General features: G+C 67.6%; 9 protein-coding genes. 4 read left to right on the top strand and 5 right to left on the bottom strand.

The features are described from left to right. The first annotated feature begins 30 nt into the window (after positions 1 to 30). The 3 genes from ASE79_RS02520 to ASE79_RS02510 all read left to right on the top strand — a co-directional run bounded on the left by ASE79_RS02520 (position 31) and on the right by ASE79_RS02510 (position 2,564). Positions 31 to 1,434 (top strand): NAD(P)H-dependent flavin oxidoreductase, encoded by a 1,404-nt coding sequence (locus ASE79_RS02520; protein WP_056411437.1) that lies wholly within the window; start codon positions 31 to 33, stop codon positions 1,432 to 1,434. Between the two features lie 82 nt (positions 1,435 to 1,516). After that, entirely contained in the window at positions 1,517 to 2,155 is a 639-nt protein-coding gene (locus ASE79_RS02515; protein ID WP_056411435.1) for a LysE family translocator, read from the top strand. Between the two features lie 163 nt (positions 2,156 to 2,318). Then, positions 2,319 to 2,564: a hypothetical protein gene (locus ASE79_RS02510; RefSeq protein WP_146168768.1), complete on the top strand. Its 246-nt coding sequence runs from the start codon at positions 2,319 to 2,321 to the stop codon at positions 2,562 to 2,564. 81 nt (positions 2,565 to 2,645) lie between these two features. On the opposite strand, the gene ASE79_RS02505 is transcribed toward ASE79_RS02510, so the two are convergent. Both ASE79_RS02505 and ASE79_RS02500 read right to left on the bottom strand, forming a co-directional pair. Beyond that, complete coding sequence (locus tag ASE79_RS02505) at positions 2,646 to 2,837, bottom strand: hypothetical protein (RefSeq protein WP_055879018.1); 192 nt, start codon at positions 2,835 to 2,837, stop codon at positions 2,646 to 2,648. A gap of 80 nt (positions 2,838 to 2,917) precedes the next feature. Continuing rightward, positions 2,918 to 3,916: a 2-hydroxyacid dehydrogenase gene (locus ASE79_RS02500; RefSeq protein ID WP_056411433.1), complete on the bottom strand. Its 999-nt coding sequence runs from the start codon at positions 3,914 to 3,916 to the stop codon at positions 2,918 to 2,920. Positions 3,917 to 4,020: 104 nt separating this feature from the next. On the opposite strand from ASE79_RS02500, the gene ASE79_RS02495 reads away from it, so the two are divergent. Then, entirely contained in the window at positions 4,021 to 4,521 is a 501-nt protein-coding gene (locus ASE79_RS02495) for an SH3 domain-containing protein (protein ID WP_082445016.1), read from the top strand. Positions 4,522 to 4,525: 4 nt separating this feature from the next. On the opposite strand, the gene ASE79_RS02490 is transcribed toward ASE79_RS02495, so the two are convergent. From ASE79_RS02490 to ASE79_RS02480, 3 genes are all read right to left on the bottom strand, one after another. Beyond that, positions 4,526 to 6,001, bottom strand: coding sequence for a flavin-containing monooxygenase (locus ASE79_RS02490; RefSeq protein WP_056411432.1), 1,476 nt, complete (start codon positions 5,999 to 6,001; stop codon positions 4,526 to 4,528). Between the two features lie 69 nt (positions 6,002 to 6,070). Beyond that, complete coding sequence (locus tag ASE79_RS02485) at positions 6,071 to 10,303, bottom strand: translocation/assembly module TamB domain-containing protein (protein WP_056411431.1); 4,233 nt, start codon at positions 10,301 to 10,303, stop codon at positions 6,071 to 6,073. Beyond that, positions 10,303 to 12,402, bottom strand: coding sequence for an autotransporter assembly complex protein TamA (locus ASE79_RS02480; RefSeq protein WP_235516722.1), 2,100 nt, complete (start codon positions 12,400 to 12,402; stop codon positions 10,303 to 10,305). The genes ASE79_RS02485 and ASE79_RS02480 overlap by 1 nt, the downstream gene beginning before the upstream one ends. Between the last annotated feature and the right edge of the window lie 69 nt (positions 12,403 to 12,471).

Raw genomic sequence — 12,471 nt, 5'->3', positions numbered from 1 at the left:
GGGGCCGTATTTTCCGGGAGAGGTGACGTCGTGTTCAAGGGCCTGAAGCCTATCGTCTATAACGGTCGGGAAGTCTGGCCTCTGGTTGAGGGCGGCAAGGGCGTTGCCGCGACCAACCACGCGTCGGCCGGCGCCTGGGCTGCGGCCGGCGGTATCGGCACCGTGTCGGCGGTCAACGCCGACAGCTATGATCCCGAGGGCAAGATCATCCCGCAGGTCTATGCGGCGCTGACGCGGCGCGACCGGCACGAGGAGCTCGTCCAGTACGCGATCGAGGGTGCGGTCCAGCAGGTCGAGCGCGCGTACGAGATCGCCGACGGCAAGGGCGCGATCAACATCAACGTGCTGTGGGAAATGGGCGGCGCACAGCGGATCCTGCACGGCGTGCTCGAGCGGACGCGCGGCAAGGTGGCCGGTGTCACCTGCGGCGCGGGCATGCCCTACAAGCTGAGCGAGATCACCGCGTCCTACGGCGTCAGCTACCTGCCGATCGTCAGCTCGGGCCGGGCGTTCCGCGCGCTGTGGAAGCGCGCCTATTCGAAGGCGGCCGAGTGGCTCGCCGCGGTCGTGTACGAGGATCCGTGGCTCGCGGGCGGGCATAACGGCCTGTCGAACGCCGAGGACCCGTTGAAGCCGCAGGATCCCTATCCGCGCGTCAAGGAACTGCGCGACGTGATGCGCGAAGGCGGCATCAGCGACGCGGTGCCGATCGTGATGGCAGGCGGCGTCTGGTACTTACGCGACTGGAACGACTGGATCGACAATCCCGAGCTCGGCACGATCGCGTTCCAGTTCGGCACGCGGCCCTTGCTGACTCGCGAAAGCCCGATCCCCGCGGACTGGAAGAACGCGCTGACGCAGATCGAGGAAGGCGACGTGCTGCTGCACAAATTCTCGCCGACCGGCTTTTATTCGTCCGCGGTGCGCAACCCGTTCCTGCGCAGCCTCGAGGCGCGCTCGGAACGCCAGATCGCGTTCTCGACGCAGGAGGCGGGCGACCACATCTTCCAGCTCGACGTCGGCGTGAAGGGCAAGAATTTCTGGGTCACGCGCAACGACCTGCTGCGCGCACGCCAGTGGTTCGGCGAGGGCTTTACCGACGCGCTCAAGACGCCCGACAACACGCTGGTGTTCGTCAGCCCGAACGAGAAGGGCATGATCCGCAAGGACCAGGCGGACTGCATGGGCTGCCTGTCGCAATGCTCGTTCTCAAGCTGGGCGGATACCGAGACGAACTCGACCGGACGCCTCGCCGATCCGCGCAGCTTCTGCATCCAGAAGACGCTGCAGGACATCGCGCATGGCGGCGACATCGACCAGAACCTGATGTTTGCCGGCCATGCCGCGTACAACTTCAAGAAGGATCCGTTCTATTCGAACGGGTTCGTGCCCAGCGTCGGGCAGCTCGTGGACCGGATCCTCACGGGCGACTGATACTGCGGACAAGGGCAACCCCGGCGGGCCCGGGGTCGCCATGCCGGTCGGTGACCGCGGATCTTGAGGGCAGGGGGCAAGGATGACGCTACACGCCTGGTGGCTGTTCCTGGGTGCGGTGTTCCTGCTGTGCGGGACGCCGGGGCCCAATATGCTGCACGTCATGACGCGCAGCATTACATTTGGCGCGCGACGCAGCATCGCCGCGATGGCGGGCTGCCTGACCGCGCTGGTGCTCGTGCTGGCGGCGTCGGCGGCGGGGGTGTCGGCGTTGCTCGCGGCCTGGCCGCGCGTGTTCGACGCGTTGCGCTATGCCGGTGTCGCCTATCTGATCTTCCTCGGGATCAAGGCCTGGCGCGGGGCGGGATCGCCGATCGACGTGGGGGACGATACGTCGCCGGTCACGCGCATGCCGGCCGCATCGGCGGCGCGGCTGTATCGCGGCGGGTTCGTGATCGGGATCAGCAACCCCAAGCTGTTGCTGTTCGCGGCGGCGTTTCTCCCGCAATTCGTCGATCGGGCCGCACCGCAGGGACCGCAGTTCGCGATCCTCGTCGCCACTTTCGCGGTGGTCGAAAGCTTCTGGTACGGCGTGTATGTGGCGGGTGGGCGGACGCTCGCTCGGTATCTGACCCGCCCGGCGATGCGGCGTGCGTTCGACCGGCTGACGGGGGCGATCTTCGTCGGTTTCGGGCTCGCGCTGCTGAGGGTGCGACCGTAACGCGCCGGTCGCCATTGCCGATCGGGGCGATAGCGCGCATACCCGGCGCATCGCGGCGCTTCATACGGGCAGGCTGCGACTGAGAGATGCTTTGCGCTCCCGCTCCGAGCCGGGAATGCCGCATGACGATCTCTTCTTCCATCGTGACTTCAGGACGCATTTCGTGACGACCGAGGTGGACACGGTCGTACCGATCTCACGCGCGGTGAACGTCAGCGTCGAACAGCCGCAGGTCGTGGCGATGTGCAAGAAGCACAATGCGATCATCAGCGCGATCGAAAGCCTGCCGTCAGGGGGCACGCGCGTCGTGCTGATGAACAGCGTGGACGCCGCCAGGATCATCAAGGCGTTCGGGTCGAAGGTGCTGACGGGGAACGTCGCGCGGACGCACTGGATGCGCGCGGTCTGAGACGGCCGCTACAATTCTTTACTTTGCGGGGAAGGATAAGCCCCGGGCGCGTTCGATACGCTGCCCGGGGTCTGGGTCAGGTCAGTCGGCCACGGTGCCGACGACGGCACCCCCTGCGCCGCCAACGGCTGCGCCCTTCTCGACACTGCCGCCCGTTGCGGCAGCGACACCTGCGCCACCCGCTGCGCCGATGCCTGCGCCCTTGAGCGTCGAGCATGCACTCATCGAAACGGCGGACGCGAGCAGCAGGGCGGAAACGGCAAACTTCTTCATCTTGGATACTCCTGTCTCTCCGGGGGTATCCAACAAATGCTGCATCGCGGTAACGGTTCCGGCATCGTGCTTCGGATCGCTCAGATCCAGCCGTCGAGCACCTGATCCGGCGGGCGGTGGCCGTCGGCCCACATGCGGATGTTCTGGATGACGCGCTCGCCCGATGCCATCCGGCCTTCGAGCGTGGCGGAACCCATGTGCGGCAGCATCACGACGTTGGGGAGCGCGAGCAGGCGCGGGTCGATCGCGGGTTCGTGGGCCCAGACGTCGAGACCGGCGCCGGCGAGGCGGCCCGCCTCGAGCGCCTCGACCAGCGCCGCCTCGTCGACGATCCCGCCGCGCGCCGCGTTGATGAGATAGACGTGCGGTCGCATCAGTGCGATCCGGCGCGCGTCGATCAGGTTGCGGCTGTCGGGATTGAGCGGGGTGTGGATCGTCACGATGTCGACCGCGGCGAGCATCGCGTCGAGCGAGTCGTGGAACGTCGCGGCCAGTTGCGCCTCGCGCACCGCGGGAAGTCGGTGGCGATTATGGTAATGGATGGTGAGCCCGAACGCACGCGCGCGGAGCGCGACCGCCTGGCCGATCCGCCCCATCCCGACGATCCCGAGCGCCTTGCCGCCGATCCGGTGGCCGAGCATGCCGCCCGGGCTCCAGCCCTTCCACTGGCCCGATCGGACCAGCTTCTCGCCCTCTGCCAGCCGCCGCGGGACCGAGAGGATCAGCGCCATCGTCATGTCCGCGGTGTCTTCGGTGAGGACGCCCGGCGTGTTGGTGACGATGATCCCGCGCGCGCGCGCGGCCTTCAGGTCGATATGGTTCACGCCCGCACCATAGTTGGCGATCAGCTTCAGCCGGTCGCCCGCGCCCGCGATCAGCTCTGCGTCGATATCGTCGGTGACGGTGGGGACGAGCACGTCGCAGTCCGCCATCGCCTCGGCAAGCTCGGCCCGCGTCAGCTTCGCGTCGGCGCGGTTGTTGCGCGTATCGAACAGCGCCTCCATCCGGTCCATCAGCGTATCCGCGAGCTCGCGCGTGACGACGACCTTGGGGTTCGGACAGCGGCGTGTGTCGGTCATGGAGACGGCTTGGCGAAGGCCCGTGCGGTCGTCAACATCGAGACTCCAACTTCGGTTGAGGAAAGCGGTTCATCGCGATAGGAGGTCGGCTTGCCAGTTAGGACATGACCATGCGCATTCTCGCCGCAGCGCTTTCCGCCGTTGTTTTCACCGCGCTGGTGTCCGAGCCGGCGGCTGCCGCCGACGCGACGAAGCGGGCGGTGCCCTATTACGCCTCGATCTCGGCGTCGCGCGCCCGCATGCGGACCGGGCCGGCGCGGACCTATCCGGCAAGTTGGCTGTATCAGCGGCAGGACCTGCCGATCAAGGTCGTCGCGATCTTCAAGGAATGGCGCAAGGTCGCCGATCCCGACGGGACCGAGGGCTGGATGCAGGCCAATCTGCTGAGCGGCACGCGCACCGCGATCGTCCGCGGGGCGGGCCCGGTCGAACTGCGCGACAAGCCCGCCACGTCGGGCCGCGTGCTGTACCGTGCGGCACCCGGCGTGGTCGGGCGGCTGGCGCAGTGCGGCAATGGCTGGTGCCGGTTCGACGTGAAGGGGCAGGCGGGCTTTGTCGACATCGGCGCGCTGTGGGGCGTCGAGGCGGGCGAGACGCTGCCCTGATCTACTAGGCGGGCAATCGCTCCTTCGCCGGGGCGGGGTTCGAGAAGCGCATCGCGTCGTCGACCGAGCCGAACTTCAACGCCATAAGATCCAACGCATAATTCTGGTTGAGCTTCCACGGCTTGCGTTCGCCCTGTGCAGGCAGCGCGGCGGCGGCGCGCTGGACATAGCCCGACGAGAAATCGAGGAACGCCTCGCTCTTCATCGTCGGGTCGTCGTTGTGCGGCGTTGCCTGCCGAAGCCCGCGCTTGGTCATCGTGTTGAGCAGGCGGCAGACGTACACCGCAGTCAGGTCCGCCTTCAGCGTCCATGACGCGTTGGTGTAGCCGAAGGTCGAGGACAGGTTCGGGATGCCGTCGAACATCATCCCCTTATATTGGAGCCGCCCGGCGAGCTCGATCGGTTGCCCGTCGAGGCTGAACGAGACGCCGCTCATCAATTGCAGTTCGAGCCCGGTGGCGGTGACGATGACGTCGGCGGGCAGGTCGTTGCCTGAATCGAGGTGGATGCCGTTGGGCGTGATCCGCGCGATCGTGTCGGTGACGATCGAGGCCTTGCCCGCGTTGATCGCGGTGAACAGGTCGCCGTCGGGCACGAGGCAGACGCGCTGGTCCCACGGATTGTAGCGCGGCGTGAAATGCGTCGCGACGTCATAGTCTGGGCCGAGATGATCGCGGACCATGCCGATCATCCGCTCCTTCACCTTGGCGGGGCGTTTGCGGGCGAGGCGGAAGAAGAACATCCCCATCAGGACGTTCTTCCACCGCGTGATGCCGTACGCGGCCTTGGCCGGCAGCTTGCCGCGCAGCCAGTTCGCGACGCCATCCTCGCCGGGGCGCGCGACGATGTAGGTGGGCGAGCGCTGGAGCATCGTTACGTGCTCGGCCGTCTGTGCCATCGTCGGCACCAAGGTCACCGCGGTCGCGCCGCTGCCGATCACGACGACTCGCTTGCCGCTATAATCGAGATCCTCGGGCCAGAATTGCGGGTGGACGATCTGCCCGGCAAAGCTCTCCGCGCCCTCGAACTCGGGCGAATAGGCCTTGGCGTAATTGTAATAGCCCGCGCACATCGACAGGAAGTTGCAGGTGAGCGTCACCGGGGAGCCATCGGGGCCGGTCGCCTCGATTGTCCACCGCGCATCCGCGGTGGACCACGCCGCGGACTTGACGTGGTGGCCGTAGCGGATCTTGGCGTCGATCCCGTATTCCCTCGCCGTTTCCTCGACATAGGCGCGGATCGAGGGACCGTCAGCGATCGACTTGGCCGCGGTCCAGGGGTGGAAGGCGAACCCCAGCGTGTGCATGTCCGAGTCGGAGCGGATGCCGGGGTAGCGGAACAGGTCCCACGTCCCGCCCATCGCCGAGCGCCCCTCGAGGATCATGTAGCTGCGATCGGGGCAGCGGGTCTGGAGATGGTAGCCGGTTCCGATCCCGGAAATCCCGGCACCCACAACGATCACGTCGACATGCTCGGCCATGCTGCATCCCCTCGCCCCGGCGTTACGCCATAGGTTTCATAACCAAACTTATCCTGTTGTGATCTTTACTCAATAGTCCTTCGTATATTTGACGCTGGCGCTTTGCCCGCCGCTCGATCCTGCCGCCGACAACAGGCTGAGCGCCCTGGTCAGCGCGATCTCGAGCTGCGTCGAGGTATAGCCCTTCGCGTCGGTCACGATCTCCACATAGATGTTCTTCGTGATGTACTTGCCCGCAGCCAGGCTGGTGCCACGCCCGCTCGCCTCGTCGGCGCCGAGGACGCGGAGGCGATCGAACCCGGTCGCCGAGCGCAGCTTGCCGAGCGGGTTGAGACCCCCGCCGCCAGACCCGCGCAGCGAGTTCAGCGCAGACGCCAGCTGGATCGCCTCGGTCGCCGACAAATTGGCCGGGCTCGACCCGAACAACAGGCGGCTGAGCACCTCGTCCTGCGGCAGCGTCGGGGTCGAGGTGAACGCGATCTGCGGACGCTGGCCAGTGCCCGTGACGTTGATCGTCACGGTGATGTCGCTGGTCGTGGTGCTCGCCTGGATGTTGATGTCCGGATCGGTCAGCGCACCGCCGCGGAAGCGGATCTGGCCCTTGGTGACCTCGAACCGCTTGCCCGAGAAGGAATAGGTGCCGCGCACGATATCCATCCCGCCGGTGATGACCGGCGCGGCGGACGTGCCACCGATCCGCATGTCCATCTCCCATTCGGATTCGAGCCCCATGCCCGACACGAACAGCTGGTTGGGCGCACGCACGCGCAGGTCGAGCTTGAACTTGCCGACCGCGGGCACCTGCGACCGGTCGGTCGAGAGCGGGGTGCGGATGTCGCTCTTGCGGCGGACGCCGGTCAGTTCGGGCACTTCGGCCTGGCCCTGGCGGATGATCTGATAGCGCGCCTCGGGGATCTGGAGATCGCCCTGGATGAGGCCGCCGTCACGCCCGTTGGTCAGGTGGATCGTGCCCGTCGTGGTGGCGCTGATCGCATCGCTCTTGGCGAGCTGCGCATTGTTCAGCGTCGCGCGCAGATCGATCGGGAAGCCGCTGTCGGCCGCGAACCCGATCGAGCCCTGCGCCTGCACCGTGCCGTCGCCGGCCTTCGCGCTGAGCTGGGTCAGTTGCAAGTCGGTGTTCGAGAAGCGGCCGGCGATCCGCATCTGCGACAGGCGAGTCCCATAGGTCTCGTTGTCGTAGGTCAGATTGTCGGCACGGACGACGCCGTTGAGCTGCGGTGCCTGGAGGCGCCCGGAGACATCGGCGGCGACCGCGATCGGCCCCGACAATTGCTGGTTCGGGATCGCCGCGAAGCTGAACAGCACCGCGGACGGGCCGTTATAGCGGATCCCGCCCGACAGCGGCGCTGCCATCAGGCGCGTGCTCCACGAGCCGGTGCCCGCGGGGAGCGGGCGCAGGTTCGCGACCATCCGGCCGATCACCGAGGTGCCGCGACGCACCAGCGCACGGCCGATGCCGCCTTCGCCGCCGAGCGTCCCGGCGAACACGATGTCGACGGGATCGGAGACCGCGGCGAGGCCCGAGCGGGTGAAGTTGGTGACGGTCATGCGCGCGTCGGCGGTCGGCAGTGCGGTCGAATTGGCCTGCGTGAAGTCGAGGCTGCCGGTGGCCTTGCCGCCGATCCCCAGATTGGGGACGAGCGCGGACAGGGTCGACAGATCGAGGCGATCGAGCCGGACCTGTGCGGTCGTGCCGCGGCCATAGGTGCCCGCGAGACGGGCCGAGCCACCGCCTGCGCCACCGAAGTCGATCCGGGTCGGCGACAGGCGGTATTCGCCCTTCACCGCCTGGATGCGCGCCGGGTTGACGGTGCGGAAGTCGATGCCGTTGGCCTGGCCCTGCGCCGCGACGAGGTAATTGTTCGGGCTGAGCTTGGCGTTGACCGCGAGACGGAAGGGGACGCCGTTCGAGCCTGTGAGCAACGCCTGCGCGGTGCCGTTGCCGCCGACATAGTTCACCTTCGCGCGGCCTGCGGAGAGGACGATCGCGCCGTAGCGCATGTCCGCGACCTGCGCGTCGGCGACGATCTGGGGCGTCGGAGTCAGGACCGCGGTCGCATTGATGATCGCGCGGCCGATCGTGAAATCGACCATCCCGGGGATCCGGGCGCCATTGGCGCGCGCTGCGACGTCGGCGCGCTGATAGCCGCCCTGATTAGCGAGACGGACGTTGCCCGACAGGCCCTGACCCGCGAACTGGAGCGCGCCGGCGAACGAACCTGCGGCGGTCTGGACGATACGCCCGCTGCCGACGATCCCGGCGAATACCACGCGGCGCACGTCGACCGCGAGCTGCGTCCCCGGCGTGACGAGCACGTCGGCGGTGAACGGGCCGTAATTGGTGCCGCCGCTCGCGGTGACGGCATAGGCGCCGCCGCGGCCGACGATGCGGGCGTTGAGGTTGACGAGCCCGACGCCGACGCCCGGACGCGGGGCGCGCAGGACGACGACGGGGGCGGTCGCGCTGCCGGTCACGCGCGCGAACAGCGGGCCGTAGACGGTGGAATAGGCATCCGCGTTCACCAGCACCGCGCCGGTCGCCGGATCGAACCGGCCTTCGCCGCGCGTGACGCGGAATTGTGGCGCGTTCATCCGCAGGTTGCGGAAGGTGACGATGCCCTCGGGGCTGTAGCCGATATCCGATCGGACGATCGCGTTACCGCCGAGGAAGCTGCGCGCGCCTTCGTTGAAGATCTGCGAGGTCTGCGCGACGACGCGGCCGGTGATCCCGAAGCCGCCGTTCGGCCCCGGCACCAGCTTGGCGTCGGTCGTCAGGTTGACGATGCCGATCCCGTCGACGCGGTAATTGTTGACCCGCCCCTTCAGCGCGCCGGTGTAGCGGCCGGTGGCCATGTTCGCGACGACGACCGCGGTCGCATCGATCTTGTCCGAACGGATCTTGAGGTTGTCGGACAGGACGTTGACGCCCGAGATTGCGAAGTCGCCGTCGATCGCGACGTTGGTGGCGAGACCACCGACCGCGGCGTTGAGCCCGGTGACGCGGCGTGCGCGCGCCTTGACGGGGACCAGGATGCGGTCCGCATTGATGCGGGCAAGACCCTCGGCGTAGAGATTCTCGACGCCCATGTCGCCGAACGCGATCGTCGCCGCGCGCACCTTGTAGTCGACCGTCGGCGTCGCGAACGCACCGTCGAGGACGACGCGCGCCGTGACGTCACGACCGCGCAGGTTGGGGAGGATCGCGCCGGGGGTGAGCAGCTTGGCGTTCACCGCGAAATTGCCGAACCGGCTTTTGGCGAGATCGATGAGACCACCCGCGTCGACCGCAAGCGCGTCCGACTTCAGCGTTACCCGCGTGTCGGCCTTGCGATCGTTGAGCGTCGTGTCGATCGCGACGTCGAGCTGTGGCGCGGTCAGGCGTTCGACCGGGCCCTCGAGATACAGGCCGGGACGCGTCGAACCGCGCACTTCGATATGGCCGTTCTTCGCGGTCAGCGCGAGGTTCGCGAGCTGCCCGCCGCCGAGCGTCGCGACCGCGCGGCCCTGCCACGCAGCCCAGCTGCCGCGGCCATCGACGGTCGCGGTCAGCGGCGCCTTGAACGATCCCATTGTTGATACGACGCCGCCGACCGGCGCGGTCAGCTTCACGTTGACGTCGAACTTGTTCTGGTCGGGTACCGCGTCGAGCTTTAGCACGAGGCGATCGCCGCCGGCGATGCCGGGGCCGGTGAGCGCGGCTGCGTTAGTGGTGAGCTGCGCGCGGCGATCGGCGATATGCACCGCGCCATCGATCTTCACGATGTGCGTCTGGCCCGTCACGGGCTTGGCGATTACGAAGCGGTCGATCACCAGACGGTTCACGTCGATGTCGAGATCGGGGAGCAACGGCGCGTTCGGATCGGTCGGCGTCGCGTTGAGCACCGGGCGGCGCTGCAGCGTGACGAGCGGAGTCGTCAGCGAGCGTACGTCGACATGGTTCTTGGCGAACGCGAACGGGCGCCAATCGACGGCGAGCTTCGGGCTGGTCAGGAACACGCCCTTGGGGTCCGACACGCGGACGTCGCTCAAGGTCATCGCGCCGTAGATCGAGCCGTCGATGCGGCCGACCTTGATGTTCAGCCCCGAGGCGGTGGTGTAGCCGCCGATCTGGTCCGCGACGAGCCGCCGGCCGGGATCGGTGTTGATGCCGAACAGGACGATCAGGACGAGCGCGACGAGGCCGAGGACCAGGATGGCCAGCCATTTCAGGATACGTTGCCACAACGGGCGACGCTCGACGATGACGGTCTGCTCGACCGCAGGGGTGCCGTTTTCGGCCATCAGAATGCCTGCCCGATCGAGATGTAGAGCGCGATCTTGCCGTCGCCCTTGCGTGGGTTTAGCGGCGTCGCGACATCGAAACGCATCGGGCCGAAGCTGGTGTAGAAGCGCCCGCCGATACCTGCACCGTAGCGCAGGGACGACAGGTTCGGCGTGCTGCTCTCATAGCTGTTGCCCGCATCGATGAACGGCACGATGCCGAAATCGCCGAACCGGTAGCGCGCTTCGAGCGCAAATTCGTTGAGCGACCGGCCGCCGACCGGGTTGCCATTGGGATCGAACGGCCCGAGCCGCTGATAGCCATAGCCCCGCACCGACCCGCCGCCGCCGCCATAATAGCGCCGCGAGGGGGCCAGATCGTCACGGTCGACGCCCTGGATCGAGCCGGCCTTGGCGCGTCCGGCGATGACGATGCTGCTGGAGACGGGGTAGTAGAACGTCCCCTCGATCATCGTCCGGATGTACGGCTTCACCGACCCCTGCACCGATGTTTCGGGGCTTAGGTTCAGCGTCAGGCGATAGCCCTTGGTCGGATTAAGCAGGCTGTCCGAGCGATCGAACTTCACCTGGCCCGGCAGCGCGACGATGCCGTAGGTCCGGCGGACGTCCTTGCCCTGCGTGAAGTCGTAGACGCTCTCGTTCGTGCCCACGAGCTCGCCGCCGTAATAATAGGTCAGCGGCTTCTGCCAGATCGGCGTGGAGTCGTAGCTCCAGCGGACACCGACGCTGGTCGTGAACGCGTCATAGGCGTCGTAATTCGAATGGTTCGCGCCCGCGGTCAGGCTGAACGTGCGGTCGCGGCGGCCTGCATTGGCGCGGCGGAACGTGCCCGACAGGCCCTGTTCCTGCGTGCCGGCGATCACCGAGCCGATCAGCGCGCCCTCATAGGGGAACAGGTTGCGGTGCTGCCACGTGCCCTCGGCACGAAAGCCCTGGCCGGTCGAATAGCCGACATTGCCGCCGAGCGAGCGGGGCTTGCCCGCGCTCTGGCGGACCAGCAGGTCGACCTGCTCGGTGCCGTCGGGGTTGACTGTGCCGGTGCGGACGGGCTCGACCGACACGGTCGAGAATTGCGACGTCGCGACCAGCGCGTCGCGCAGGTCGTCGGTCATCCGGTTGTCGTAGAGTTCGCCCGCCTTGAACCGCGGGAAGAGGCCCAGATGCTCCAGGTTGAACACCGGATCGCCTTCAGTGCGAAGCTGGCCAAACGACGCGCGGGGCCCCGTGTCAACCGGCAGCGTGTACGCCCCCGTCGGAGTCTGGTCGTCGAGCAGGATGTCGCGCTCGCCGACCTTGACGAACGGATAGCCCTGTTGCGGCAGCGTCAGGCTGACATTCGCCTCGGCGCCCTGGATCCGCGCGGCCTCGATCGGGTCACCGACCTTCAGCGGCAATTGCTGGCGGACCAGATCGGGGGGCGTCGTCGCATTCGCTTGCACGGTGATCGACGACAGCGAGTAAAGCCGGCCCGGCTGCGCGCTGACGGTCGCCTTGAGACGCGCGGGCTTGGTCTTGTCGGCGTCGGGGATCGTCTCGATCGTCGAGATCGCGGTGGCGTCGTAATAGCCGAGCGACTTGAGCAGGCGCACCGCCAGCGCCTCGTCCTCACGCCCGCGCGCCGCGACCTGCGTGGCGTTCGCGGCCTTGCCCTTGCCCTCGGCGAGCGCGGACAGCGCTTTGTATTCAGCCTCCAGCCCGGAGCCAGCCTTGTCGAGCCCCTTGGTCGCGGTCTCGTACCGGATCTCGGGCGCGTCCTTGTCCTTGATGTCCGCCGCGGTCTGGAGCGGGGTCGTGTCGAAGCTCGACAGCGGGATCAGCGGTTGCGCGAGTTGCGGGTCGGCGGGGCCGGTCGGCGGCAGGACGTCGCCCGACACCGTCGTTGCGGACGTCGTCGCGGTCGCGGGGGTGGCGGCGACCGCGGGCGCTGCGGACATGGGTTCGAGCGGCGCGTTCAGGTCGCTGCTGAGCGGGGGCAGCGCGCTGTCGAACTCGGCATCGGGGACGATCGGCGCATCAGCGCGCGGATCGGCCGATTGGGTCTGATCGCCGGGCTTGGGGGCGTCCGGACCCTTGGCAGGGGCGGTGCCGGGCTTTGCCAACTGGGCGGAACAAATGCCCGCAAATCCCGTATTAGACGCTACCAACGCCAGAGCGAGCCAATGATGCCG

The sequence above is a fragment of the Sphingomonas sp. Leaf28 genome (assembly GCF_001421685.1).
GTDB classification, from domain to species: Bacteria; Pseudomonadota; Alphaproteobacteria; order Sphingomonadales; family Sphingomonadaceae; genus Sphingomonas; species Sphingomonas aurantiaca.
This window is presented reverse-complemented; position numbering and strand designations above follow the sequence as displayed.